Origin of the sequence: Streptomyces sp. NPDC088810 (assembly GCF_044750305.1) — a bacterium.
Lineage (GTDB): Bacteria > Actinomycetota > Actinomycetes > Streptomycetales > Streptomycetaceae > Streptomyces.
Window position 1 is genome coordinate 73,497 of the sequence record NZ_JBIVJQ010000007.1, and the last position, 24,471, is coordinate 97,967.

Here is a 24,471-nt window from a genome sequence, read left to right on the forward strand (position 1 = left end):
CTCCTCAGTACGCCAGCGAGCGGTCGACGGCGTCGAGCACACGGTCCAGGTCCGGCAGGTACTCCTCTTCCAGGCGCGCCGGCGGGTACGGGGCGTGGTAGCCGCCGACCCTGAGGACCGGTGCCTCCAGGTGGTAGAAGCAGCGTTCGGTGATCCGGGCGGCGATCTCCGCGCCGGAGCCGAAGAACACCGGGGCCTCGTGCACCACGACCAGGCGGCGGGTCTTCTCCACCGAGGCCTGGACGGAGTCGAAGTCGAGGGGGCTGACCGAGCGCAGGTCCAGGACCTCCAGGGACTTGCCCTCCTCGGCCGCCGCGGCCGCGGCCTCCTGGCACAGCTTCACCATCGGGCCGTAGGCCGCCAGGGTGAGGTCCGTGCCCTCGCGGACCACGCGCGCCTTGTGCAGCGGCGCGGGAATCGCCTCGGGGTCGACCTCGGCCTTGTCCCAGTAGCGCCGCTTCGGCTCGAAGTAGATCACCGGGTCGTCGCTCTGGATGGCCTGCTGCATCATCCAGTAGGCGTCGGAGGAGTTCGACGGCGAGACGACCTTCAGGCCCGCCACGTGGGCGAACAGCGCTTCCGGCGACTCCGAGTGGTGCTCGACCGCGCCGATGCCGCCGCCGTAGGGGATGCGGACGACGACCGGCAGCTTGACCTTGCCCAGCGAGCGGGCGTGCATCTTGGCGAGCTGGGTGACGATCTGGTCGTAGGCCGGGAAGACGAAGCCGTCGAACTGGATCTCCACCACCGGGCGGTAGCCGCGCAGGGCCAGGCCGATCGCGGTGCCCACGATGCCGGACTCGGCGAGCGGGGTGTCGATGACCCGGCTCTCGCCGAAGTCCTTCTGCAGACCGTCGGTCACCCGGAACACGCCGCCGAGCTTTCCGACGTCCTCGCCCATGACCAGCACCTTGGGGTCGGCGTCCAGGGCACGGCGCAGCGACTCGTTGATGGCCTTGGCCATCGCCATCTTCTCGGCCATCTCAGTGACCCCCTTCATCGGCGAACGACGCCTGGTAGGCGGCGAACTGGGCGCGCTCCTCGTCGACGAGCGCGTGCCCGTCCGCGTACGCGTTCTCGAAGATGGCGAAGTGGTCCGGGTCGGGCATGGCGCGGACCGCTTCGCGCACTCGCTTGCCCAACGCCTCGGACTCGCTCTCGAGTTCCGCGAAGAATCCCTCGTCCGCGTGGTTCGAGGCCTCCAGGTACCTGCGAAGGCGCAGGATCGGGTCCTTCGCCTCCCAGGCCAGCCGCTCCTCGTCGCCCCGGTAGCGGGTGGGGTCGTCGGAGGTGGTGTGAGCGCCCATGCGGTAGGTGAACGCCTCCACCAGGGTGGGGCCCTCGCCGTTGCGGGCGCGCTCCAGCGCCCACTTGGTGACGGCGAGGCAGGCCAGCACGTCGTTGCCGTCGACGCGGACGCCCGGGAAGCCGTAGCCCTGCGCGCGCTGGTAGAGCGGGACGCGGGTCTGGCGCTCGGTCGGCTCGGAGATCGCCCACTGGTTGTTCTGGCAGAAGAACACCACCGGGGCGTTGTAGACCGCGGCGAAGGTGAACGATTCGGCGACGTCGCCCTGGCTGGAGGCGCCGTCGCCGAAGTAGGCGACGACCGCCGAGTCCGCGCCGTCCTTGGCCACGCCCATCGCGTAGCCGGTGGCGTGCAGCGTCTGGGAGCCGATGACGATCGTGTAGAGGTGGAAGTTGTTGCTGTTCGGGTCCCAGCCGCCGTTGTTCACGCCGCGGAACATGCCGAGCAGGTTGGTCGGGTCGACCCCGCGGCACCAGGCGACGCCGTGCTCGCGGTAGGTCGGGAAGACGTAGTCGTCCTCGCGGGTGGCCCGGCCGGAGCCGATCTGGGCGGCCTCCTGGCCCAGCAGGGAGGCCCACAGGCCCAGCTCGCCCTGGCGCTGCAGGGCGGTGGCCTCGGCGTCGAAGCGGCGGGTGAGCACCATGTCGCGGTACAGGCCGCGGAGGTCTTCGGGGGTGATGCCGGCGACGTAGGAGTCGTACACGGCGTTCTCGACCCGCTTGCCCTCCGGCGTCAGGAGCTGCACGAGTTCCGGGTCGGTGCTCTTCTTGGCGGTGCTGCGGGTGGTGCGCTTGGTGCCGGTGGCTCCGGCCGTGCCGGCGGTCGCGCCGGTCTTGCTGCCGGTGGTGCCGGCCTTGCCTGCGGCGCTGCGTCGCGGCTTGCGCGCGGCACTGCTCTCCACGGTCACGTGTGCTCCTCCGTCGTTCCGGCCCCCGGGGTTGCCGGTAGGCCAGTGCGGCTCACCTGTTTCGACCACCGGGCACGGGGTGGGTGCCACTCGGCCGGGAACAGGCGTGACAGGTGCCCCGGCGAGCGCCCTGCAACCATCACGTTACCCAGTGCCTCACATTTCTGTGAAACACCGTTTGACCTGCGATTTTGCTTGGATTTCCAAGTAAATCGAGGTGGTGTGAAAGCGCGCTGGTCACAGCCTTGCGCCCGTCCGAAGCACCCGCACGTTATCCCGCGCACCCAGCTCACGGGAAGGGTTTCATGTGAGACCGGCCTCGTAGGCGAAGAGGGAAAAGTCAGGTTATTCCTGATCCGCGCCCTCGGAGTCGCCGGGCGCCGCCCGCGCACAGACGGAAAAGCCCTGACGTGACCGAAAGCGACCGTCGGCGACTGCCTGTGACAACCCCCAGCTCACAGGGGCTGCGCGTGCCCTAACATCTGGCGCGTGCCGCGCTCATGTGTACCACCCCCCGTATCGCATGCGCCCCCTCTGGGCGCCCTGCTCCGCTTGTACGCCGCGGGAACCGCCCTCACCTGTGAGCCGGTCGACCAGGGCCTCCTCAACCGCGGCTACCGGCTGTGCACCACCCGCGGCCGCTACTTCCTCAAGCACCACTTCGATCCGGACACCGCCGACCCGGCCGCCATCGAACGCCGGCACCGGGCCACCCAGCGCCTGGCCGACCTGGGCGTCCCGGTCGCCCCGCCGCTCGCGCACCGCGAGGGCCGCACGGTCGCCGTCATCGGCGGCCACGCCTACGCCCTGCACCCCTGGATCGACGGCAGGCACCGCCACGGCGGTCAGCTCACGCGCGGGGAGAGCGCACGCCTGGGGGCGCTCCTGGGCGCCGTACACGCCTGCCTGGAGCGAGTGATGCCTCCCAAGGGGCGCACCCGGCCGGCGGCCGGCCCGCACCCCGTGGAGAGCGCCGACCCGGCCGACACCTTCGCCCTCATCGACGACCTGCTCGCCCATGTGCGCCGGCACCGGCCCGCCGACGCCTTCGACGAACTGGCCCGGCACCGGCTGCTGGAGCGCCGCGCGCTCCTGGAACAGCACGCGGACCGGCGCCCGCCGCGCGGCGGCTCGGTGGGGTGGGTGCACGGCGACTTCCACCCGTTCAACCTGCTCTACAAGGACGACGACGCGCCCGCGGCCATCGTGGACTGGGACCGGCTCGGCGTGCAGCCGCGCGCGGAGGAGGCGGTACGCGCCGCCGTGATCTTCTTCGTGCGGCCGGGCGGGACCCTGGACCTGCCGAAGGTGCGTGCCTACGCGCGCGCGTACCGGCGCGCGGCCGGCGCCACGCCCTCGGAGCTGGCGGCGGCCGTGCACCGGGTGTGGTGGGAGCGGCTGAACGACTTCTGGATGCTGCGCTGGCACTACGAGCGCGGCGACACGCGCGCGGACTGCCAGTTCCCGGCCGCGTCGGCGCTCGCCGTGTGGTGGACGCGCGAGTACGACGCGGTGTGCGACGCGTTCGTGCGGTGAGCGGCCGGCGTCACCTCAGGGTGACGCCGGTCCGGTCGCCGTAGGCGAGCTTCAACCGGTGGTCTCGCCGGTGCTGCCGTCGGTCGTGGTGCCCTCGGTGGTGCCGGCGTCGCCGGTGCCCGCGTCCGTGCCGCCATCACTGGTACCGGCGTCCGTGCCGCCGTCGGCGGTGCCCGCGTCCGTACCGCCGTTCGCCGGGTCCGTGGGCTGCGACGGCGTGGTCTGCGGGTCCGACGGCTCGCTGCTGGGCGTCGAACTGGCCGACTGCGGCGGAGAGTACGACGGCGTGGACGCCGGCGGCCAGCCGGAGCCCGAACCCGAACCCGAGCCCGAGCCGTTCTCCGTGGAGGGGTTCGAGGGCTCGTCGGTGTCGTCGTCGGACGGAGTCGGGGAGGGCGACTTCTTCTTCGTGTCCTTGGAGTGCGTCGCCGTCGGCTTGGTGTCGTGGCCGTTGCCGCCGCCACCGTTCGCGCCCTTCATCGCCAGCGCGACGCCCGCCGCGATCGCCACGACCGCGAGGACGGCGAGGATCCACAGCTTGCCGCGGCCACTGCCCTTGTTGCCGTGCCCCTCGAAGCCGCCGTCGTCGCCGCTGCCGTAGCCCGTGGGCAGGATCGGCTGCGGGATCTGCGCGGTGCCGCCGCCGTCCCCGGGGTGCGGCATGACGGTCGTCCCGGCGAAACCGCCCGCCGGGGTGTGCCGGCCGTCGTGCGTCTCCACCGGACCGGTGTTCCAGGTGCCGGTGTGGCCGCCCTGGTCGTACAGCATCTGCAGGCCGTACTGGACGAGGCCGCGCATCTCCTCGGCGGTCTGGAACCGGTCGTCGGGGTCCTTGGCGAGGGAGCGCATGACCAGGCCGTCCAGCTCCGGCGGGCAGCCCTCGGAGACCTCCGACGGCGGGGTCGGGATGTCCTGGACGTGCTGGTAGACCACCGACAGCGGGGTCTCGCCGGTGAAGGGGGGCCGCAGGGAGAGGAGTTCGTACAGCAGGCAGCCGGTCGCGTACAGGTCGGAGCGGTGGTCGACGGCCTTGCCGAGCGCCTGCTCCGGGGAGAGGTACTGCGGGGTGCCCATGACCATGCCGGTCTGCGTCATCGTCGTGGACGCGCCGTGCAGGGCGCGGGCGATGCCGAAGTCCATCACCTTGACGGCGCCGCTGTGGGTGATGATGACATTCGCCGGCTTGATGTCACGGTGCACGATGCCATGCTGATGCGAGTAGGCGAGCGCCTCCAGTACACCGGAGACGATGATCAGGGCCTGCTCGGGGCCCGGCGCCTCGGCGTTCATCAACAGGTCGCGGATGGTGCGGCCCTCGACCAGCTCCATGACGATGTACGGCACGGACTGGCCGCCCACGACGTCCTCGCCGGAGTCGTACACGGCGACGATCGCGTGGTGGTTGAGGCCGGCGACCGACTGTGCCTCGCGGGTGAACCGGGCCTTGGAGACGGGGTCCTCGGCCAGGTCCGCGCGCAGCAGCTTGACCGCGACCGTACGGCCCAGGCGGACGTCCTCGGCCGCGAACACCTCGGCCATGCCGCCCCGGCCCAGCCGGTGCGTGAGCCGGTACCGGCCGTCGCCGACGAGCCCTCCGTTGCCCCACATCTCCGGCGCGTCTGACATGCCGCCGCCAGTCGCCTCGGGGTCGGACGGGCCCTGAGAGCGCTGCGTCTGTGCCATCAGTCCTCGCCGTCGTTTCTGCCCGCGGTGCGCGCGGTGTTGTTACGGTCTCCGTCGGCCACGCTACAGCCTCCGCGGGGGCCGCCGGTTCGGAACGGGAACCGGAACCGACCCGAGACAGACCGGTCATGAAACCTCTAGCACGCGCTGTCGTGCAAATTCTGTGCGCCCGTCGTACGGCCCCTGTAACGCTTGCGCGACGCTTCTTGCGCGTACGGTCACGGAACGGGCACCGCGCTTGACGTGTCAGTGCCCTGGGGCAGACTTGGCCGGGAATGACACATTCGATCAAGGCCTGTTCGCCGGATGACGGCGCGGGGCGGCCGGTGGGGGACGCGGAGAGATGAGCCAGGACGGCGCACAGGGCCGGTACGCGGGGCAGGCCCTGGCCGGGGGCCGCTACCAGCTGCGCGACTTGCTGGGCGAGGGCGGTATGGCCTCGGTCCACCTGGCGTACGACGCGGTGCTGGACCGCCAGGTCGCCATCAAGACGCTCCACACCGAACTGGGCCGGGAACAGGCCTTCCGCGAGCGCTTCCGCCGTGAGGCGCAGGCCGTGGCCAAGCTCACGCACACCAACATCGTCTCCGTCTTCGACACGGGCGAGGACGCGCTGAACGGCATGGCGACGCCGTACATCGTCATGGAGTACGTCGAGGGCCGGCCGCTGGGCTCGGTCCTTGAGGAGGACATCCGGCAGTTCGGCGCGATGCCCGCCGACAAGGCGCTGAAGGTCACCGCCGACGTGCTCGCGGCCCTGGAGATCAGCCACGAGATGGGGCTGGTCCACCGCGACATCAAGCCGGGCAACGTGATGGTGACCAAGCGTGGCGTGGTCAAGGTGATGGACTTCGGCATCGCCCGCGCCATGCAGTCCGGCGTCACCTCCATGACCCAGACCGGCATGGTCGTCGGCACCCCGCAGTACCTCTCGCCCGAGCAGGCCCTCGGCCGCGGGGTGGACGCCCGCTCCGACCTGTACTCGGTCGGCATCATGCTGTTCCAGCTGGTGACCGGACGCCTGCCGTTCGACGCGGACTCGCCGCTGGCGATCGCGTACGCGCACGTGCAGGAGGAGCCGGTGGCGCCCTCCTCGGTCAACCGCGCGCTGCCGCCCGCGGTGGACGCGCTGGTCGCCCGCGCCCTGAAGAAGAACCCGAACGAGCGCTTCCCGACCGCCGAGTCCATGCGCGCCGAGTGTCTGCGGGTCGCGGCCTCCTTCCAGGCGGCACCGCCCAGCATCGTGCCGGGCGCCGGTCCGACGCAGAGCGGCTCGGGCGTCGGCTCCGCGGTGTTCCCGCCGGTCGACCGGACGACCCCGGCACCGCACGGGCAGGTCCAGATGCCGTACCAGCCGGCTCCCACCCCGACTCCGGCTCCGAACCCGTACAGCCACCCGACGCCCCCGGCCCCGTCCTACGGCTACCCGCAGCAGGGCGGCTACCAGACGCCTCCGGGGGGCTACGGCCCACAGGCCGGTGCGCCCACCCCGCCGCCGTACACGATCGCGCCGCAGGCCGCGGGGCGGCCGGCCGGTACGCCCGGCGGCCGGAAGAAGCGGCCGGTGCTCGTCGGTTCGGTCACGGTGGCGACCATCGTGGTGGTCGGCGTGATCGTCGCGCTGACCGTGAAGAACGCCAACGAGGACATCAAGGCCAACACCGGCGGAGCGAGCGCCTCGGCCTCCGCGTCCCACCGGGCCGGCTACCGCGGACCGGACACCACCCGGCGGATCGACGAGAGCAAGTGCACCGATCCGCAGGAGTCCTGGAAGGACCCGGACAAGATCGAGCTGCCCGACTTCCGCTACAAGGACATCGGTTCGGTGAAGGAGTGCCTGCAGGCCGCGGGCTGGAAGTGGAACATCAAGCACCAGAACGACAACACCTGGGGCGAGGGGACCGTCCTGAACCAGTTCCCCGCCCAGGGTGCCGACGTCGACCCCGACGACCTGGACAGCATCGAGCTGAGCGTGTCCACGGGCAACCCGCCGCAATGACCCGCGTGAGGCCGTAGTCCCGGGCCGGTGGTCCGGGGACGAGTCGGGCCCGGCGGTCGTCCGCCGGGCCCTTCGTGTGTCGTCGGCCGGGTCGCCGGCCGGTGGCTTACAGGTACGGGCCGCCCGAGCGACCGCCCGCCTGGTGGTCGTCGCCGCTCTCGTGGCCGGTCAGACCCGGCGGGAGCGCGCGGCGCATCTGCTCCAACTGGGCCCGTGCGGCCATCTGCTGGGCGAACAGCGTGGTCTGGATCCCGTGGAAGAGGCCCTCCAGCCAGCCCACCAACTGCGCCTGCGCGATCCGCAGTTCCGCGTCGCTCGGGGTGGCGTCGTCGGTGAACGGCAGGGAGAGCCGCTCCAGTTCCTCGACCAGCTCGGGGGCCAGGCCGTCCTCCAGCTCCTTCACCGAGCTGGCGTGGATCTCTTTCAGCCGCACCCGGCTGGCCTCGTCGAGGGGGGCAACGCGCACCTCCTCCAGCAGTTGCTTGATCATGCTGCCGATCCGCATGACCTTGGCCGGCTGTTCCACCTGCTCCGTCACCGGGGTCTCACGGGAGTCATCGTCCCTGCCGCCGCCGAGCGCCATCCCGTCCTGGCCCACGACGAGGATCTGGGGATTCTCCGGCGACCGTTCGTTCCTCGGCATCTCCATGCCGCCATTCTCTCGCACGCCAACACCTCATCACCGTCCTGCCCCCTTGTGGGGCTGATCCACCGTTTAGACCCGACGGAGCAATCCAGAATGCCCTATTCGCCATGGAATGTGAGGCTTGTTCCCGTTGGTTTTCCATCGGTCACGACTACCTGGGCTCCGGGAGGTCACCGACGTGACTCCACGCCTGCGACTCACGCTCCGCTGGCTCCGGCCGCTGGTCGTCCTCACGGCGGCGGCACTGCCGGCGTACGGCACCGCCATCGCGTACGGCGGTACGTCCGTCCACGCCGCGGAACAGGACTCCGCCCGCCCCTCCGCCGAGCAGGGGCCGCCGGGCCGCGACGACCCGGCCCGGGTGCAGGCCACTCCGGCCCCCTCCGCGCCCCACGACGCGCCCGCCGCCCCCCTGCCGTCCGACTCCGCCTCGGCGTCGGTCCGCCCCTATCGCCCGCTCGCCTCCGTCGAGCCGTCCCGGGCGGGCAGCCGGGCCGGTGAGGGGCGGATGCGGCCGGGCCGGCCGGACGGGCCCGCGACCGAGGTGGAGGGCGACGACGACCCCCCGCTCGCCACCCCCGTCGCGCAGCCGGACGAGCAGCAGGAGCCGGAGGAGGCGGAGACCGCGCAGATACCCAGCGCCTCCCCGTCACCGGAGGAGGCCGGCTCCGCCCCGGCGCGGCCCGCCCAGCAGGCGGCCCAGCAGGGCGAGGCCCCCACGGAGCCGGTCCTGCGGCTCCTCCCGCTGGGCAGCGGCCTGGTCCTCATCGGCCTGGGCCTGGGCCTGGCCCTGCTGGGCCTGAGACTGCGCCGGAGCTGACAGGACCCGCGTTACGGCGCGACCAGCAGCACCTTGCCGATGTGGCCGCTCTCCTCCACCAGCCGGTGGGCCTCGGCCGCCTCCGGCATCGGCACCTCGCGGTCCACGACCGGACGGACGTGCCCCGCGGCGAGCAGGGGCCACACATGCTCGCGCACGGCGGCGACGATGGCCGCCTTCTCCTCCAGCGGACGGGCGCGCAGCGAGGTCGCGCTGATCGCGGCCCGCTTGCCGAGCAGCGTGCCGATGTTCAGCTCGGCCTTCACCCCGCCCTGCATGCCGATGATCGCAAGACGCCCGTTGACGGCGAGGGCCTGGACGTTGCGGTCCAGGTACTTGGCGCCCATGTTGTCGAGGATGACGTCGGCTCCCGCGCCGCCGGTGGCCTCCCGGATCTCGGCGACGAAGTCCTGCTCGCGATAGTTGATGAGCACGTCCGCGCCCAGCTCGGCGCAGCGGTCCAGCTTCTCCTTCGTGCCGGCGGTCACCGCGACCTTGGCGCCGACGGCCTTGGCCAGCTGGATCGCCATGGTGCCGATGCCGCTGGAGCCGCCGTGCACCAGCAGCGTCTCGCCCGGGCGCAGGTGGGCGACCATGAACACGTTGGACCAGACGGTGCACACGACCTCGGGCAGCGCCGCCGCCCGGGTCAGGTCGACGCCCTCGGGCACGGGCAGCAGCTGCCCGGCCGGTACGGCGACCTTCTCGGCGTAGCCGCCGCCCGACAGCAGCGCGCACACCGGGTCGCCGACGGCCCAGCCGGAGACGCCGGGCCCGAGCGCGGCGATCCGGCCGGAGCACTCCAGGCCGGGGTAGGGGGAGGCGCCGGGCGGCGGGTCGTAGAAGCCCTGACGCTGCAGGATGTCGGCGCGGTTGACGGCGCTGGCCACCACCTCGACCAGCACCTCGCCCTCGCCGGGCACCGGGTCGGGGACCTCGCCCCACACCAGCGCCTCGGGATCACCAGGTTCGGGAATCGTGATCGCATGCATGCCCGTGACGCTACTCCCGGAGGGTCGCTCACCCGCCGGGCAGGGGGCGGGTGTCGGGGGTGACCTGGGCGCCGGGGGTGGCGCGGACGATGGTGATGAGCCGGTCCGTCAACTGGAGGGTGCCGACGGCCGGGTCGTCGTAGCCGAGCACCCGGTGGCCGCGGACGACGCTCACCACCAGGTCGTCCGTCTCGCGCGGCTTCTTGCCCACCTCGCCGCGGACGACCGGCCGTTCGACGATGTCCAGCCCGCTGCCCTGCTGGATGAGGTCCTCCATGACCATGCCGGCGGCGGGGCTGAGCACGGACAGGCCGAGCAGCCGGCCGGCCGCGCCGGAACTGGTGATGACGGCGTCGGCGCCGGACTGCTTCAGCAGCGGGGCGTTCTCCTCCTCGCGCACCGCGGCCACGATCTTGGCGGTGCGGTTGAGCTGGCGGGCGGTCAGGGTGACGAGGACGGAGGTGTCGTCGCGCTGCGGGGCGACGATGATCTGCCGGGCCTTGTGCACCTCGGCCCGTTTGAGCACGTCACTGCGGGTGGCGTCACCTATGACGCCGACGTAGCCCTCGGCGTTCGCCGCGTCGATCACCTTGGAGCTGGGGTCGACCACGACCACCTGCTCCTTCTTCAGACCGGTCGCGCAGACGGTCTGGATGGCCGACCGCCCCTTCGTGCCGAAGCCGATGACGACGGTGTGGTCGCGCAAGGTGGACCTCCAGCGGTTCAGGCGCCATTCCTCACGGGTACGTTCGGTGAGCACCTCCAGCGTGGTGCCGACCAGGATGATCAGGAACAGCACGCGCAGGGGCGTGATGACGAAGATGTTGGCGAGCCGGGCGCCGTCGCTGACCGGGGTGATGTCGCCGTATCCGGTGGTGGAGAGGGTGACGGTCGCGTAGTAGAACGCGTCGAGCAGGTCGACCGCGCCGTCGGAGTTGTCGTGGTAGCCCTCCCGGTCGCCGTAGACGACGAACGCGGTGGCGACCAGCACCACCAGGGCCATGATCACCCGCTTGACGACCTGGCGGATCGGGCGCTCCACCACTTTCCTCGGGAGCTGCACCCGATGGGTCACCAGATGTTCGCCCGCGTGGCGGGCGATGGCGTCATGGCCCGGAAGTTTCACGTGAAACACACCCCGATTCCGGCGGTCGCCCACGGCAGGTCCAGCAGTTCCGTCTCCTCGCCCTGCCGGGCCCCGCCCGGCGGCACGACGGCCAGCGCGTCGGCGGCGGCGATGCCCCGGAGCATGGCCGGGCCGTTGTAGTGCAGCGGCACGGCATGGTCACCGCGCAGCACCACGGGGATGAGCCGGGTGTCGTGCGGGTGCCCCTGCGCCGCCTCCCGGAGCGGCAGGGTGTACGGCTCGGGCGCGGGGTGGGCGGCGAGTGTCCGCAGCAGCGGCTCGGCGAGGGTGAGCAGCCCGGAGACGGCCGCGAGCGGGTTGCCGGGCAGACCGACGAGATGCTGGTGGTCCTTGGTGCGGGCCAGCAGCATGGGGTGCCCGGGGCGCACCTTGACGCCGTCGACGAGGAGTTCGGCGCCGACGCGTTCCAGGACCGGGTGGACGTGGTCGACCGGTCCGGAGGCGGTGCCGCCCGTGGTGACGATCAGGTCGGCCTCGGAGCGGGTGACGGCCTTCTGCAGCGCCCGGGCGTCGTCCCCGATCCGGCGTACGGCGACGACGTCGGCGCCGAGCGCGCGCAGCCACGGCGGCAGCATGGGGCCGAGGGCGTCCCTGATCAGCCCGTCGTGCGGCAGCCCCTCGGTCAGCAACTCGTCGCCGAGGACGAGGACTTCGGCGCGGGGCCGGGGCACGACGGTGACCGTGTCGTAGCCGGCCGCCGCGGCCAGGCCCAGGACGGCGGGGGTGACGAGGGTGCCGACGGGCAGCAGCTGGTCGCCGCTGCGGCACTCCTGGCCGCGGGGGCGGATGTCCTGGCCGTGGAACATCTCGCGGGTGGTGTGCAGCCGGCCCTGGGCGTCGATCCGGCCGTGCTCGGTGCGCAGGACGGCAGTGGTGTCGGCGGGGATGCGGGCACCGGTGGCGATACGGACCGCCTCACCGTCGGTGAGCGGCTCCGGCTGCGCGTGCCCGGCGAGCACACCCTCCTCCCGCACCTGCCAGGGACCGGGTCCGGCGACCGCCCAGCCGTCCATCGCGGAGGTGTCGAAGGAGGGCAGGTCGGTGAGCGCGTCGAGCGGAGCGGCCAGGGCCAGCCCGAGGGCGTCACCGAGCGGCACGGAGACGGGGGTGCGGCGGGCGCGTGAGCGAGCGGCACGGGCGGCGATCTCCCGGGCCCGGGGCCAGGGCGTGGCCCGGTGCCGTTCGGCGGACCGCTCGCCGGGCGTCTGGGCGGCCGGGTCGGGCGTCCGGCCCGTGCCGTCGTCCGGGCCGTCGTCCCGGGGCTCCCTGTGGGCATCCCTCACCAGCGCCAGCGCCTCCTCGACATCGAGGTCGTCGGTGTCTTCGGCGGGCGCCTCGGCCCGGGCGCCGGGGGCGGTCATCCGGCGTCCGGGGCGCTCGGGCCCCCGCTGCTCCCGTCCGGAGCCCCGTCGCTCTCCTCCGCCCAGCGCAGCGCCAGCGCGGCGGCCCTGCGGGCGGCCTCGGCGACAGCCTCGGGGCCGCCCTCGCCCTGGGCCGCGGCATAGCCGACGAGGAAGGTGGTCAGCGGGGCCGCGGGGCGGGCCACGCCGTGTGCGGCGTCCCGGGCCAGGTCGAGCAGGACGCCGATGTCGACGTCCAGGTCGATGCCCAGCTCGTCCTTGACTGCGGAGATCCATTCATCCAACACGTGCCCATGCTCCCTGATCCGTGCCCTGGCGTCGGCGATGTCGTCCCAGGTGTCGCAGTCGAAGGACGCGAGCGGGTCCGGGACGCGGGTGAGGCGGAGGGCGCCGGTCAGCCGGCGCAGAGGCAGCCCGGTGAGACCGTCGTGCGCGGCGGCGAGGGCGGTCAGCTCGCGGCGCAGGGCGGCGGTGCGATAGGCGGCCACGAGCGGCTGGTCGCGGCCGTCGCCGTCGGTGAGCAGCGCGCCGTCGGCGCCGGTGTCCTGAAGGGCGGTCAGCAGGCCCCGGAGCGTGGCCGGTTCGAGGAAGGGCAGGTCGGCGGAGAGGACGACGGTGTGCGCGGCGGTGGTGAGGCGCAGCCCGGCCTCCAGCGCGGCGACCGGCCCGCCGCCGGGCGGCTCCTCGCGCACCCAGCGCACCGGACGGACGGTGGGCCGGGGCGCGGCCACGACGACGGTTGTCCGGGCGTCCGCGCAGGCCGCGAGCACCCGGTCGAGCAGCGCGCGACCCCCCACCCGGACGGCGGGCTTGTCGGCCCCGCCGAGCCGGCGGGCGGCACCGCCGGCCAGCACGACGGCGTCGTACGGCGCGGCGGGCCCGGCGGGGGCGTTGTCGGTCACCCCCTGAGTATGTCCTGCCGGGTCCTCCTTCCGGACCCGGCGTAGGTCACACGGGCTGCCCGCTGATCACAGGGTGCTTCACAGGGTGCGCAGCAGCACCGCCGGCTGTTCCACGCAGTCCGCCACGTACCGCAGGAAGCCGCCCGCCGTGCCGCCGTCGCACACCCGGTGGTCGAAGGTGAGCGAGAGCTGGACGACCTGGCGGACGGCCAGCTCGCCCTCGTGCACCCACGGCTTGGGGACGATGCGGCCGACGCCGAGCATGGCCGCCTCGGGGTGGTTGATGATCGGGGTGGAGCCGTCGACGCCGAAGACGCCGTAGTTGTTCAACGTGAAGGTGCCGCCGGTGAGTTCCCCGGGTGTGAGCGTGCCCGCGCGTGCGGCCTCGGTGAGCCGGGCGAACTCGGCGGTCAGGGACTCGGCGTCGCGCGCGTGGGCGTCCCGGACGACCGGCACGACCAGGCCGCGTTCGGTCTGGGCGGCGAACCCGAGGTGGACGTGGTCGAGCCGGACGATCTCGCGGGCCTCGGTGTCGACGGAGGAGTTCAGCTCGGGGAACCGGGCCAGGGCCGCCGTGCAGATGCGGGCGAGCAGCGCCAGCAGGGAGATCTTCGGGCCCCCGGCCGCGTTCATCGCCGTCCGCGCGCGCATGAGTTCGGTCGCGTCGGCGTCGACCCAACAGGTCGCGTCCGGGATCTCCCGGCGGCTGCGGGAGAGCTTGTCGGCGACCGCACCGCGTACGCCCTTGAGCGGGACCCGCACGCCGGCCTCGGCCCGGGGGGCCGCCGCAGGGGCCGCCTGTACGACCGGAGCCTCGGCCGTGCCCGTCTTCGCGGTTCCGGCCCGCAGCGCGTTCTCGACGTCCGCGCGCAGGATGAGTCCGTCCGGCCCGGAGCCGGACAGCTGCCGCAGGTCGACGCCGTTGTCCCGGGCGAGCTTGCGCACGAGGGGGGAGATCACGGGGACCGGCCCCTCGGCGGTCGCGGAGGCGGGCGCGGACACGGGCACGGACGTGGAGGCGGGCGCGGGCGCCGGTGCCGTCGCCGGTGCGGTCACACGCGCGCGGGGTGCCGCCGAGGCGGCCTTGGGCCGCTGCGCCTGCCCGTTGACTCCGGCCGTGCCTGCCCGTACCCGGCGCCGGCGGGCTGCCGGGGCCTGGGTGCCGTAGCCCACCAGGACGTTGCCGGAGCCCTCGGGCTCCGCCGCCGGTGCGCCGACGGCGACCGTCAGCAGCGGGGCGCCGACGGGCAGTTCGGTGCCCTCCTCACCGAAGCGGGCGGTGACCACGCCGCCGTAGGGGCAGGGCACCTCGACCATGGCCTTGGCCGTCTCCACCTCGACCACCGGCTGGTCGACGGCGACCACGTCGCCGACCTTGACCAGCCAGCGGACGATCTCCGCCTCGGTGAGCCCCTCGCCGAGGTCGGGCAGCTTGAACTCCAGCACCTGAGCCATCAGCCCTCGGCCTCCCACTGCAGCCGGGCCACGGCGTCCAGGATGCGGTCGACGCCGGGCAGGTGGTGCCGCTCCAGCATGGGCGGCGGGTACGGGATGTCGAAGCCGGCCACGCGCAGCACCGGCGCCTCCAGGTGGTGGAAGCAGCGCTCGGTGATGCGGGCCGCGATCTCGCCGCCCGGTCCGCCGAAGCCGGTGGACTCGTGGACGACGACGGCGCGGCCGGTGCGCCGGACGGCCGCGCAGACCGTCTCGTCGTCGAACGGCACCAGGGACCGCAGGTCGAGGACCTCCAGGTCCCAGCCCTCGGCCCGGGCGGCCTCGGCGGCCTCCAGGCAGACCGGCAGCGAGGGGCCGTAGGTGATGAGCGTGGCGGTGCGGCCGGGCCGGCGCACCACCGCGCGGCCGATGGGCTCGACGTCGGTGGGGTGCTCGGGGTTCCAGGTGTCCTTCGACCAGTACAGCCGCTTGGGCTCCAGGAAGACGACCGGGTCGTCCGAGGCGATGGCCTGGCGCAGCAACCCGTAGGCATCGGCGACGGTGGCCGGGGTGACGACGTGCAGACCCGGCGTCGCCATGTAGTAGGCCTCGGAGGAGTCGCTGTGGTGCTCGACACCGCCGATGCCGCCGCCGTAGGGGACACGGACGGTGATCGGCAGGGGCATCCGGCCGCGCGTGCGGTTGCGCATCCGGGAGACATGGCTGATCAGCTGCTCGAACGCCGGGTAGGCGAAGGCGTCGAACTGCATCTCCACCACCGGCCGCAGGCCGTACATGGCCATGCCGACGGCGGTGCCGAGGATGCCGGCCTCGGCGAGCGGGGTGTCGGTGCAGCGGTCCTCGCCGAACTCCTTGGCGAGGCCGTCGGTGACGCGGAAGACCCCGCCGAGGGTGCCAACGTCCTCGCCCATGACGTGCACGGTGGGGTCGGCGGCCATCGCGTCGCGCATCGCGCGCGTGAGGGCCTGCGCCATGGTCGCTGGCTTGACGGCGACGGTGGTCATCGGGCGCCGCCTTCCTGCTCGCCGTGCTGCTCCTGCTCGGCCTCCAGCTCGGCCCGCAACAGGGCCCGCTGCTCGCGCAGTTGCGTCGTGGTCTCGGCGTAGACGTGGTCGAAGAGGTCCATCGGGTCGAGTTCGGGGTCCTGGTTCATGCGGTCCCGCAGTTCGGCGGCCATCGTCTCGGCGTCCTGCCGGGCGGCCTCGAGACCGGCCTCGTCGAGCAGTCCGCGCGTGGTCAGTTCGCGTTCCAGCAGCTGGACCGGGTCGTGGGCGCGCCAGGCCGCGACCTCGGCGTCCTCGCGGTAGCGGGTGGCGTCGTCGGCGTTGGTGTGGGCCTCGATGCGGTACGTCACCGCCTCCACCAGGGTCGGGCCGCCGCCCGCGCGGGCGTGCCGTACGGCGTCGCTCAGGACCTCGTGCACGGCCACGGCGTCGTTGCCGTCGACCAGCCGGCCCGGCATGCCGTACCCGACGGCCTTGTGGGCCAGGGAGGGCGCGGCCGTCTGCTTGGCGAGCGGGACGGAGATGGCGAAGCCGTTGTTCTGCACCAGGAAGACGACCGGCGCCTGCCAGACGGCGGCGAAGTTCAGTGCCTCGTGGAAGTCGCCCTCGCTGGTGCCGCCGTCACCGACCATGGCGAGCGCGACCACGTCGTCGCCCTTGAGGCGGGCGGCGTGGGCGAGGCCGACGGCGTGCGGCAGCTGGGTGGCGAGCGGGGTGCTGAGCGGGGCCACCCGGTGGGCGTAGGGGTCGTAGCCGCTGTGCCAGTCGCCGCGCAGCAGCGTGAGCGCCTCGGCGGGGTCCACGCCCCGGGCGACGACGGCGAGCGTGTCGCGGTAGCTGGGGAAGAGCCAGTCGCGCTCCTCCAGGGCCAGGGCGGCGGCGACCTCGCAGGCCTCCTGACCGGTGCTGGACGGATAGACGGCGAGCCGGCCCTGCTTGGTCAGGGCGGTGGCCTGCGTGTTGTAGCGGCGGCCGCGCACCAGCTGGGCGTACAGCCGGCGCAGCAGGCCGGGATCGGCCTTGCCGGCCGCCTCGGTGCCGAGGACGCGGTAGGGCTCGGCGTCGGGCAGCAGCGGCGCGGGGTCCATACGGGGCTGCCAGGCGGGCGGCGGCGATGGCCGGTACGCGCCCCGCTGCTCCAGAACCGTCATGACGGCACCTCCTCGTGGGAGCGGCTACGGGAGGCGTGTCGGCTGTGACCCGCCTCACCAACCGATTGTTCGGTCGCCGGCACATTTTGGCTACAGGCACCTCAAGGCTGTGGACAAACGGTTCTCCACAGCCTGGAATGAACGCAGGACGTCCACGGCGAGGAAGCGGGGGGACATGGGACCTGAACAAATGGCCTACGGGCCGCGGGACGGCGTCACGCTGCCGCCGCGCCCGCTGGACGCCATCGATCAGGACATCCTGCGGATCCTTCAGGCGGACGGCCGCGCCTCGATACGGTCGGTCGCCGAACGCGTCCACGTCTCCCGCGCGAACGCCTACGCGCGCATCAACCGGCTCGTCGAGGACGGTGTGATCCGGGGCTTCAGCGCGCGCGTGGACCACGAACGGGCCGGTCACGGCACATCGGCGTACATCACGCTGAAAATCGTGCAGAACACCTGGCGCACGGTCCGCGAGCAGCTCAGGCAGCTGCCCGGCGCCTCCCACATCGCTCTGGTGGGCGGAGACTTCGATGTGCTGCTGCTGGTGCACACACCCGACAACAAGGCGCTGCGCGAGCTGGTGCTGACCCGGCTCCAGGCGATTCCCGAGGTGCTCAGCACCCGTACGCTGCTGGTGTTCGAGGAGGAGGACCTGGAGCCGGAGACCTGAGGGCCGGACGGCCGAGGTCAGCCGTGGCGCAGCCCCGAGAAGACCAGCCGGACCACGGCCTCGGCCACCTCCCGGTCGCTCGCGCCCCGCACGTCCGGCCGGTACCACTCCACGATCGAGTTGATCATCCCGAAGACCAGCCGGGTGGCCAGCCGGACCTCCACGTCCCCGCGTACGTCCCCGTCGGCCGCGGCCGCCTTCAGCAGCTCGGCGACCCGGTGGTCGAAGTCGCGGCGCCGCTCCAGCGCCCACCGCTCGGTCTCGGTGTTGCCCCGTACGCGCAGCAGCAGCGTCACGTAGGGCAGCTCGGCTATGAGTACTTCGACCATGCGGCGCACGACGTGCTCCAGCCGGTCGGCGGGCCGCCCCGCGCGCGCGTGCTCCTCGTCCAGGATGGCGAAGAGCCCGTCCAGGGCGCGGCTGACGGCCCGCCGCAGCAGCTCCTCCTTGCCGCTGACGTGGTGGTAGATCGACGACTTGGAGATGCCGGCCGCCTTGGACAGGTGCTCCATGGAGGTGCCGTCGTAGCCGCGCTCGTTGAAGACCCGCACGGCGACGGAGAGCAGCGTCTCGGGGGTGTACGTGTCGCGTCGGGCCGTGGTCATGAGGTGCCCTCCTGCTTGCCGGCGGCGTGCCCGTGGCGGTACAGCGCGAGCGAGGGCGCGCACCGCCCGGAAAGGTCCCGCAGGTTCAGCTCCTCCAGCAGTTCGTGCGCCCAGAGCCGGCCGAGCCTGCGGTTCCATTCGAAGGGGCCGAGGGGGTAGTTGACGCCGAGGCGCATCGCGGTGTCGACGTCCTCCTCGGTGGCCACGCCCTTGGCGACGGCGTCGTACGCGAGGTCGATGATCCGGGCGACCGTGCGGGCGACGATCATGCCGGGCACGTCCCCGATGACGCTGACCTTCTTGCCGAGTGCCTGGAAGAGGCCGACGGCCTCGGCGACGGTCCGGGCGGGGGTGTCCTGGGAGGCGGACAGGGCGATGCGGGTGGCCTTGCGGTAGTCCAGTGCGAGGTCGAAGTGGACGACGTCGCCGAACTCCACGGAGGTCTGGCCGTCGGCGAGGACGAGCCGGCCGCCGCCGGGCAGCACCAGTCGGGTGCCGTCGTCCTCGTCGTCCTTGCGCACCGTGATGCCCGCCTCGCGGATCATCGTGAGCAGCTCGGCGGCCGGACCCAGGTCGCCCTCGGCGATGACGTAGGCGGGCGGCTGCTCCTCGTCGGCGGTGTGCGGTTCCGGCCGCTCCGCGCCGTCCCGGTAGTCGTACCAGCCGCGCCCGGTCTTGCGGCCGAGCCGGCCGGACTCCACCAGCCGGCGCTGGGGCAGGGAGGGGGTGAAGCGCACGTCCTGGAAGAAGGACTGCCACACCGAGTGGGTGACGGACTCGTTGACGTCCTGGCCGATCAGGTCGGTCAGCTCGAACGCGCCCATCTTGAAGCCGCCCGACTCGCGCAGGACCGCGTCGATGGTGGCGGGGTCGGCCGCCTGGGCCTCGTAGACGGCGAACGCCTCGGCGTAGAAGGGCCGGGCGATGCGGTTGACGATGAAGCCGGGGGTGTCGGCGCAGGCCACCGGGGTCTTGCCCCAGGCGCGGGCGGTCTCGTACGCGCGCGTGGCCGACGTGACGTCGGTGGCGAACCCGGAGACCACCTCGACCAGCGGCAGCAGCGGCGCCGGGTTGAAGAAGTGCAGGCCGACGAAGCGGCCGGGGTGGCGCAGCGCGCCGCCGATCGCCGTCACCGACAGCGAGGAGGTGTTGGTGGCGAGCAGGCAGTCGTCGGCGACGATCTCCTCCAGCTCGCCGAAGAGCCGCTGCTTGACGTCCAGCCGCTCCAGGACGGCCTCCACGACCAGGGCGCAGTCGGCCAGCTCCGCGAGGCTGTCCGCGGGCTTCAGGCGGGCGCGGGCCGCGTCCCGGCCGGCGTCGGTGAGCCGGCCCTTCTCCACCAGCCGGTCGAGCCGGGCGCCGATCGCTTCGGCCGCGTCCCGGGCCCGCCCGGGGGCGGCGTCGTACAGCCGTACGGGGTGGCCGGCGACCAGCGCGACCTGGGCGATTCCCTGGCCCATGGTGCCGGTGCCGACCACGGCCACGGGGCTGCTGAGGTCGAGTGCTGTCATGTGCGCGATCCTCCCGCACGGGGTTTTCCACAGATGCGGCGGACCCCCTTGAACCGACCGATCGTTCGGTTACTCTAGCTCTGACCGTCCCATCCCGCTGCTCTTTCTGCCAGGTCCCGAACTCGACGAAGAGTTCTCCAGACGAGGAGTTGGTCCCGCATGGCCGCCGAACTGACCGCCCACGAGCTGATCGAGAAGCACCGGCCCACGCTCGACCAGGCCCTGGAAGCGATCCGCACGCGCGCGTACTGGTCCCCGCACCCCGAGCACCCCAAGGCGTACGGCGAGAACGGCAGCCTGGACGCGGCGGCGGGCAAGGCCGCCTTCGACGCCCTGCTGGGCACCCGCCTGGACCTGGGCCAGCCCGGCACGGACGACTGGGTGGGCGACGAGGTCTCGCCGTACGGCATCGAGCTGGGCGTGACGTACCCGCACGCGGACGTCGACGTGCTGCTGCCGGCCATGCGGGCCGGGCAGCGGGCCTGGCGGGACGCCGGACCGGAGGTCCGCGCGGTGGTCTGCCTGGAGATCCTCAAGCGGATCAGCGACCGGACGCACGAGTTCGCGCACGCCGTCATGCACACCAGCGGCCAGGCGTTCATGATGGCGTTCCAGGCCGGCGGCCCGCACGCCCAGGACCGCGGCCTGGAGGCGGTGGCGTACGCGTACGCGGAGCAGGTCCGCACCCCCGGGACGGCCGAGTGGAGCAAGCCGCAGGGCAAGCGCGACCCGCTGGCGCTGACCAAGGCCTTCACGCCGGTCCCGCGCGGGACCGGCCTGGTCATCGGCTGCAACACCTTCCCGACCTGGAACGGCTACCCCGGCCTGTTCGCCTCCCTGGCCACCGGCAACGCGGTCCTGGTCAAGCCGCACCCGCGCGCGGTGCTGCCGCTCGCGCTCACCGTCCAGGTCGCCCGGGACGTGCTGGCCGGGGCGGGCTTCGACCCGAACCTGGTCGCACTGGCCGTGGAGCGCCCCGGCGAAGGCATCGCCAAGACCCTCGCCACCCGCCCCGAGATCAGGATCATCGACTACACCGGGTCGACGTCCTTCGGCGACTGGCTGGAGGCCAACGCCCGGCAGGCGCAGGTCTACACGGAGAAGGCCGGCGTCAACACGGTGATCGTGCACTCCACGGACGACTACAAGGGCATGCTGTCCAACCTGGCGTTCTCGCTGTCCCTGTACAGCGGCCAGATGTGCACCACCCCGCAGAACCTGCTCATCCCCCGCGACGGCATCACCACCGACCAGGGCCCCAGGACCTTCGACGAGGTCACCGCCGACCTCGCCCGCGCGGTCGACGGCCTGCTCGGCGACGACGCGCGCGCGAACGCCCTGCTCGGCGCCATCGTCAACCCGGACGTCAAGGCCCGTCTGGAGGCCGCGGCCGGCCTGGGCGAGGTCGCCCTCGCCTCCCGTGAGATCGCCCACCCGGAGTTCCCGGGCGCAGTGGTCCGCACGCCCGTCATCGTCAAGCTGGACGGTGCCAAGCCGGACGACGAGGCCGCCTACATGAGCGAGTGCTTCGGCCCCATCTCCTTCGCCGTCGCGGTCGACTCGGTGACGGACGCGGTGGAGCTGCTGCGCCGCACGGTCCGGGAGAAGGGCGCGATGACGGTCGGCGCGTACACCACGGACGCCGAGACCGAGGAGGCGATCCAGGAGGTGTGCCTGGAGGAGGCCGCCCAGCTGTCGCTCAACCTGACGGGCGGGGTGTACGTGAACCAGACGGCCGCCTTCTCCGACTTCCACGGCTCGGGCGGCAACCCGGCGGCGAACGCGGCCCTGTGCGACGGCGCCTTCGTGGCGAACCGCTTCCGGGTGGTCGAGGTCCGCCGGGAGGCCTAGGCCGGGACGCCGGCGCCGGTCGCGCTCCAGTGGTACAGCGTCATCGCCACGCTGGTGGCGAGGTTGTAGCTGGAGACCTGGGGGCGCATCGGGAGGCGCAGCAGGTGGTCGGCTCGGGCGCGGAGTTCCGGTGACAGGCCGGTGCGTTCCGAGCCGAAGGCCAGCACGGCGTCGTCGGGCAGCTTGGTGCCGCGGATGTCCTCGCCCTCCGGGTCGAGGGCGAACAGCGGGCCGGCGGGCAGCTCGTCGACGCCGAGCCGCTCGACGGCGGTCGCGAAGTGCAGGCCCGCGCCGCCGCGCAGCACCGTGGGGTGCCAGGGGTCGAGGGTGCCCGTGGTGACCACACCGGTCGCCCCGAAGCCGGCGGCCAGCCGGATCACGGCGCCCGCGTTGCCGAGGTTGCGGGGGTTGTCCAGGACCACGACGGGCGCGGTGCGGGGCGTACGGGCGAGCGCGCGCAGGTTGGCCTCGCGGGACGGCCGTAGCGCGAGGGCGGCCACGCCGGTCGGATGGGGGCGCGGGACGAGCGAGGCGTACGCCGGCTCGGGCACCTCCGTCAGAAGGGCCTCCAGGGCGTCGCGGACGTCCCCGGCCAGTTCCTCGGCGAGGGCGAGCGCGGCCTGCCGGTCGGTGGTGACCGCGACCGGCACCTCGGCCCCGAAGCGCAGCGCGTGCTTCAGCGCGTGGAAGCCGTCGAGCAGCACGGCGGTGTCCGCGTGCTCGCGCCAGCGGCTCAGCGGGTCGCTCATGCGGTGAACCCTACGCGGTCCGCCGAACTCTCCTCGGGGGAGCGCGGGCCCGGGACCGTACGGCCGACCCGCCGGACGAGCCGCCCCCGCGCGCGTGCGGCCAGGTCGCCCAGCCGGCGCAGGAAGGACGTCGGCAGGAAGACCGCGTCCGCGGTGATCATCGCCAGCGAGAAGAACGGCAGGCCGAGAACGACCGCGATCACCGCGTGCTCGGTCATCATCAGCACCAGCAGGACGTTCTTGGCCCGCCGGTTGAGCAGCGTGAACGGGAAGGCGATCTGCACCATGACCGTCCCGTAGGCCACGATCATCATGATCGTGCCGCTGGACGACATCAGGTCGGCCAGGCCGGGCCAGGGCGAGAAGTAGTCCAGGTGGAGCGGGTAGTAGACGGCGGTGCCGTCCTGCCAGCGCGAGCCCTGGATCTTGTACCAGCCGGCCGTGGCGTAGATCAGGCAGGCCTCCGCCATGATCACGACCAGGGCGCCGTTGTGCAGGACGTTGGCGACGACGTCCAGCAGGATCCGCGACTGCTCCCAGGCGGTCCGGCGGCCGACGGCCCACCACAGGCCGAGTCCGGCCCAGGCCGTCCAGAGCAGCGCCGGGACCAGCCAGCCGTTGTCGAACCGGCCGGTCAGCGTCGCCGTGCCGAGCGCCACGCCCAGCACCGCCCACAGCACCGGGCCCACCCGGTCGGCGGGCACCCGCTCCCCGCGCGCGCGGGCCGCCTCGCCCTGGGCCGCGCGCCGCGCGTCCAGGGACCACACCTGCCCGCAGCGCGTGAACACCAGGTAGAAGGCCATCAGGTGCAGCACGTTGTCGCCGCCGTCGCCGACGAACACGCTGCGGTTCTGCAGCGACAGCACGCCCACCATGAACAGCAGGGCCGCGGTCCGGGTGCGCCAGCCCAGCAGCAGGGCCGCGCTCGCCAGGATGGCCAGCGTGTAGCAGCACTCGAACCAGAGCTGCCCGTCGGACCACAGCAGCGCCGTGAAGGCGTGGTTGTCGGCGGTCAGCTGCTTGGCGAGGTTCCAGCCCCACGGTCCGGAGGGGCCGTAGAGCTCCTGGCGGTGCGGGAACTCGCGCAGCAGGAACAGCAGCCAGGTCCCGGCGAAGCCGATCCGGACCACGGCGCTCTGGTAGGGCCCGAGGGCCGCCTCGGTGACCCGGGCGACACCACGCGACAGCATCAGGGAGAGACGGTTCACCGCACGCCTCCCGCGGCCTCGTCGGACGTCAGGGACCACCAGGGCAGCAGGCGGTAGGCGGGCTTGTCCGACACCCGCTCACGGCTCCACGGCGGCGGCTGCACATTGGTGGTACTGGAACGGACCTGCACGCGCTGGATCACGCCCTCCCGGCTCGTCGGATCGTCCCGGTACAGGCGCATCACCACGATCCGCCGCAGGTACTGCTCGGACAGGGAGCCGCGCAGGCCGACGGGACGGTTGTCGGTGCCGTGCGTGGCGGCGAAGAAGTCCCAGGCCCGGCGCAGCTCGTTCTGCTGGGTGTGGCTGGGCACCGGGTTGCCGTCGATGGCGGCGCCGTCCTGCGCGGACAGGTCGGTCCACCCGGTGGTGCGCAGCGCGCCGTCCCGCATCCGCACCTCCGCGCGGACCTGTACGGCGATGTTCTGCTGCAGCGGGTTGGGGGCGAACAGCTTCCAGTTCTGCTCGAACTCCGGGTACACCCACTCCTCTATCGCCTTGCCGTGCTGCTTCGTCACCGTGTTCGCCGGGGCGAGGCTGAGGAAGACCATCAGCAGGTGCACACAGGCGGCCACGGCGACCACCGCGAGCGCCAGCGCGGCGCCGACCTGGTAGCGGGGGGAAAGCGCGGCGACGCCGGTGCGGGGCGCGGATGCGGGTGCGGGGGGCTGGGGCGGTTCCGTCGGTTCTTCCGGGAGACGCGTCCCGGCCGGCCCGTCCGGGCCCTGTGGGCCCCGCGGATCCTCGTCGTACGCGTCCATTCCGTCCCGTCCCCCGTTTCCGCTCATGCGGTCAGCTCGGTGTGGTGCTCGGTCTACTGCTCGGTCTACTGCTCGGTCGTGCGGCCCGGCCGTCCGGCTCGGCGGTGCGGCTGAGCGGTCGGTCCGGTGGTGCGGCGCCGTCACAGGCGCCGCATGCGGCACGAGCGCCACGTCTCGGCGCCCGCACGGAACGGTACTCAGCCC

21 protein-coding genes are annotated in these 24,471 nt (G+C 72.9%); 5 read left to right on the plus strand and 16 right to left on the minus strand.

Annotated elements, in window-relative coordinates:
* Positions 1 to 4 precede the first annotated feature (4 nt).
* Together ACIP4Y_RS22640 and pdhA (ACIP4Y_RS22645) are read right to left on the minus strand one after the other, a co-directional pair.
* Positions 5 to 982 carry an alpha-ketoacid dehydrogenase subunit beta gene (locus ACIP4Y_RS22640; protein WP_358635906.1) on the minus strand — a complete coding sequence of 326 codons (978 nt, stop codon included), beginning with the start codon at positions 980 to 982 and terminating at the stop codon, positions 5 to 7.
* Position 983: 1 nt separating this feature from the next.
* On the minus strand, positions 984 to 2,213 hold the full coding sequence (gene pdhA / locus ACIP4Y_RS22645) for a pyruvate dehydrogenase (acetyl-transferring) E1 component subunit alpha (RefSeq protein WP_401396337.1): 1,230 nt from the start codon (positions 2,211 to 2,213) through the stop codon (positions 984 to 986).
* Between the two features lie 534 nt (positions 2,214 to 2,747).
* Between pdhA (ACIP4Y_RS22645) and ACIP4Y_RS22650 the strand changes: the two genes are divergently transcribed.
* Positions 2,748 to 3,749 carry a phosphotransferase gene (locus ACIP4Y_RS22650; protein WP_401397029.1) on the plus strand — a complete coding sequence of 334 codons (1,002 nt, stop codon included), beginning with the start codon at positions 2,748 to 2,750 and terminating at the stop codon, positions 3,747 to 3,749.
* Positions 3,750 to 3,800: 51 nt separating this feature from the next.
* On the opposite strand, the gene ACIP4Y_RS22655 is transcribed toward ACIP4Y_RS22650, so the two are convergent.
* Complete coding sequence (locus ACIP4Y_RS22655; RefSeq protein ID WP_401396340.1) at positions 3,801 to 5,432, minus strand: protein kinase; 1,632 nt, start codon at positions 5,430 to 5,432, stop codon at positions 3,801 to 3,803.
* 343 nt (positions 5,433 to 5,775) lie between these two features.
* Between ACIP4Y_RS22655 and ACIP4Y_RS22660 the strand changes: the two genes are divergently transcribed.
* Positions 5,776 to 7,431, plus strand: coding sequence for a protein kinase (locus tag ACIP4Y_RS22660; protein ID WP_401396343.1), 1,656 nt, complete (start codon positions 5,776 to 5,778; stop codon positions 7,429 to 7,431).
* A 106-nt stretch (positions 7,432 to 7,537) separates the two neighbouring features.
* On the opposite strand, the gene ACIP4Y_RS22665 is transcribed toward ACIP4Y_RS22660, so the two are convergent.
* Positions 7,538 to 8,080: a bacterial proteasome activator family protein gene (locus tag ACIP4Y_RS22665; protein ID WP_358635893.1), complete on the minus strand. Its 543-nt coding sequence runs from the start codon at positions 8,078 to 8,080 to the stop codon at positions 7,538 to 7,540.
* A gap of 175 nt (positions 8,081 to 8,255) precedes the next feature.
* On the opposite strand from ACIP4Y_RS22665, the gene ACIP4Y_RS22670 reads away from it, so the two are divergent.
* Entirely contained in the window at positions 8,256 to 8,897 is a 642-nt protein-coding gene (locus tag ACIP4Y_RS22670; RefSeq protein WP_401396347.1) for a hypothetical protein, read from the plus strand.
* Between the two features lie 11 nt (positions 8,898 to 8,908).
* On the opposite strand, the gene ACIP4Y_RS22675 is transcribed toward ACIP4Y_RS22670, so the two are convergent.
* From ACIP4Y_RS22675 to pdhA (ACIP4Y_RS22705), 7 genes are all read right to left on the minus strand, one after another.
* Positions 8,909 to 9,889: an NAD(P)H-quinone oxidoreductase gene (locus ACIP4Y_RS22675; protein WP_401396350.1), complete on the minus strand. Its 981-nt coding sequence runs from the start codon at positions 9,887 to 9,889 to the stop codon at positions 8,909 to 8,911.
* A gap of 28 nt (positions 9,890 to 9,917) precedes the next feature.
* The gene (locus ACIP4Y_RS22680) at positions 9,918 to 11,015 is read right to left on the minus strand and encodes a potassium channel family protein (protein WP_401396353.1); all 1,098 of its coding nucleotides are present in this window, start codon (positions 11,013 to 11,015) and stop codon (positions 9,918 to 9,920) included.
* The gene (locus tag ACIP4Y_RS22685; protein ID WP_401396356.1) at positions 11,012 to 12,397 is read right to left on the minus strand and encodes a molybdopterin molybdotransferase MoeA; all 1,386 of its coding nucleotides are present in this window, start codon (positions 12,395 to 12,397) and stop codon (positions 11,012 to 11,014) included. The genes ACIP4Y_RS22680 and ACIP4Y_RS22685 overlap by 4 nt, the downstream gene beginning before the upstream one ends.
* A complete protein-coding gene (locus ACIP4Y_RS22690) occupies positions 12,394 to 13,299 on the minus strand; it encodes an NTP transferase domain-containing protein (RefSeq protein WP_401396359.1) in 906 nt (301 codons plus the stop codon). Before ACIP4Y_RS22690 ends, ACIP4Y_RS22685 begins: the two co-directional genes overlap by 4 nt.
* Positions 13,300 to 13,377: 78 nt before the next feature.
* The gene (locus ACIP4Y_RS22695) at positions 13,378 to 14,754 is read right to left on the minus strand and encodes a dihydrolipoamide acetyltransferase family protein (RefSeq protein WP_401396362.1); all 1,377 of its coding nucleotides are present in this window, start codon (positions 14,752 to 14,754) and stop codon (positions 13,378 to 13,380) included.
* A complete protein-coding gene (locus ACIP4Y_RS22700) occupies positions 14,754 to 15,758 on the minus strand; it encodes an alpha-ketoacid dehydrogenase subunit beta (RefSeq protein WP_358635878.1) in 1,005 nt (334 codons plus the stop codon). The genes ACIP4Y_RS22695 and ACIP4Y_RS22700 overlap by 1 nt, the downstream gene beginning before the upstream one ends.
* Positions 15,755 to 16,909: a pyruvate dehydrogenase (acetyl-transferring) E1 component subunit alpha gene (gene pdhA / locus ACIP4Y_RS22705; protein ID WP_401396366.1), complete on the minus strand. Its 1,155-nt coding sequence runs from the start codon at positions 16,907 to 16,909 to the stop codon at positions 15,755 to 15,757. The genes ACIP4Y_RS22700 and pdhA (ACIP4Y_RS22705) overlap by 4 nt, the downstream gene beginning before the upstream one ends.
* A 175-nt stretch (positions 16,910 to 17,084) precedes the next feature.
* Between pdhA (ACIP4Y_RS22705) and ACIP4Y_RS22710 the strand changes: the two genes are divergently transcribed.
* Positions 17,085 to 17,582, plus strand: coding sequence for an Lrp/AsnC family transcriptional regulator (locus ACIP4Y_RS22710; RefSeq protein WP_401396369.1), 498 nt, complete (start codon positions 17,085 to 17,087; stop codon positions 17,580 to 17,582).
* Between the two features lie 17 nt (positions 17,583 to 17,599).
* Here the strand turns inward: ACIP4Y_RS22710 and ACIP4Y_RS22715 are convergent, their stop codons facing one another.
* Together ACIP4Y_RS22715 and ACIP4Y_RS22720 are read right to left on the minus strand one after the other, a co-directional pair.
* Positions 17,600 to 18,187, minus strand: a complete 588-nt coding sequence (locus tag ACIP4Y_RS22715) for a TetR/AcrR family transcriptional regulator (RefSeq protein ID WP_358635874.1) — start codon at positions 18,185 to 18,187, stop codon at positions 17,600 to 17,602.
* Entirely contained in the window at positions 18,184 to 19,698 is a 1,515-nt protein-coding gene (locus ACIP4Y_RS22720) for a 3-hydroxyacyl-CoA dehydrogenase (RefSeq protein WP_401396372.1), read from the minus strand. The genes ACIP4Y_RS22715 and ACIP4Y_RS22720 overlap by 4 nt, the downstream gene beginning before the upstream one ends.
* A gap of 159 nt (positions 19,699 to 19,857) precedes the next feature.
* Between ACIP4Y_RS22720 and paaN the strand changes: the two genes are divergently transcribed.
* Positions 19,858 to 21,549, plus strand: coding sequence for a phenylacetic acid degradation protein PaaN (paaN, locus tag ACIP4Y_RS22725; protein ID WP_401396375.1), 1,692 nt, complete (start codon positions 19,858 to 19,860; stop codon positions 21,547 to 21,549).
* On the opposite strand, the gene ACIP4Y_RS22730 is transcribed toward paaN, so the two are convergent.
* From ACIP4Y_RS22730 to ACIP4Y_RS22740, 3 genes are read right to left on the minus strand one after another with little or no spacing between them, the layout of a single operon-like run.
* Entirely contained in the window at positions 21,546 to 22,298 is a 753-nt protein-coding gene (locus ACIP4Y_RS22730) for a TrmH family RNA methyltransferase (protein ID WP_401396378.1), read from the minus strand. The two genes, paaN and ACIP4Y_RS22730, sit on opposite strands and share 4 nt — an antisense overlap.
* Positions 22,295 to 23,506, minus strand: a complete 1,212-nt coding sequence (locus ACIP4Y_RS22735) for an HTTM domain-containing protein (protein ID WP_401396381.1) — start codon at positions 23,504 to 23,506, stop codon at positions 22,295 to 22,297. Before ACIP4Y_RS22735 ends, ACIP4Y_RS22730 begins: the two co-directional genes overlap by 4 nt.
* Positions 23,503 to 24,267: a DUF5819 family protein gene (locus tag ACIP4Y_RS22740; protein WP_401397032.1), complete on the minus strand. Its 765-nt coding sequence runs from the start codon at positions 24,265 to 24,267 to the stop codon at positions 23,503 to 23,505. The genes ACIP4Y_RS22735 and ACIP4Y_RS22740 overlap by 4 nt, the downstream gene beginning before the upstream one ends.
* Positions 24,268 to 24,471: the final 204 nt, after the last annotated feature.

Bases quoted from the DNA above. Each gene is read 5' to 3' on its own strand.
- ACIP4Y_RS22720 (WP_401396372.1), bottom strand. From the start codon at position 19,698: ATGACAGCACTCGACCTCAGCAGCCCCGTGGCCGTGGTCGGCACCGGC.
- ACIP4Y_RS22665 (WP_358635893.1), bottom strand. From the start codon at position 8,080: ATGGAGATGCCGAGGAACGAACGGTCGCCGGAGAATCCCCAGATCCTC.
- ACIP4Y_RS22640 (WP_358635906.1), bottom strand. From the start codon at position 982: ATGGCCGAGAAGATGGCGATGGCCAAGGCCATCAACGAGTCGCTGCGC.
- ACIP4Y_RS22710 (WP_401396369.1), top strand. From the start codon at position 17,085: ATGGGACCTGAACAAATGGCCTACGGGCCGCGGGACGGCGTCACGCTG.
- ACIP4Y_RS22700 (WP_358635878.1), bottom strand. From the start codon at position 15,758: ATGACCACCGTCGCCGTCAAGCCAGCGACCATGGCGCAGGCCCTCACG.
- ACIP4Y_RS22660 (WP_401396343.1), top strand. From the start codon at position 5,776: ATGAGCCAGGACGGCGCACAGGGCCGGTACGCGGGGCAGGCCCTGGCC.
- ACIP4Y_RS22685 (WP_401396356.1), bottom strand. From the start codon at position 12,397: ATGACCGCCCCCGGCGCCCGGGCCGAGGCGCCCGCCGAAGACACCGAC.
- ACIP4Y_RS22740 (WP_401397032.1), bottom strand. From the start codon at position 24,267: ATGGACGCGTACGACGAGGATCCGCGGGGCCCACAGGGCCCGGACGGG.
- pdhA (WP_401396366.1), bottom strand. From the start codon at position 16,909: ATGACGGTTCTGGAGCAGCGGGGCGCGTACCGGCCATCGCCGCCGCCC.
- ACIP4Y_RS22695 (WP_401396362.1), bottom strand. From the start codon at position 14,754: ATGGCTCAGGTGCTGGAGTTCAAGCTGCCCGACCTCGGCGAGGGGCTC.
- ACIP4Y_RS22675 (WP_401396350.1), bottom strand. From the start codon at position 9,889: ATGCATGCGATCACGATTCCCGAACCTGGTGATCCCGAGGCGCTGGTG.
- ACIP4Y_RS22655 (WP_401396340.1), bottom strand. From the start codon at position 5,432: ATGGCACAGACGCAGCGCTCTCAGGGCCCGTCCGACCCCGAGGCGACT.
- paaN (WP_401396375.1), top strand. From the start codon at position 19,858: ATGGCCGCCGAACTGACCGCCCACGAGCTGATCGAGAAGCACCGGCCC.
- ACIP4Y_RS22730 (WP_401396378.1), bottom strand. From the start codon at position 22,298: ATGAGCGACCCGCTGAGCCGCTGGCGCGAGCACGCGGACACCGCCGTG.
- ACIP4Y_RS22715 (WP_358635874.1), bottom strand. From the start codon at position 18,187: ATGACCACGGCCCGACGCGACACGTACACCCCCGAGACGCTGCTCTCC.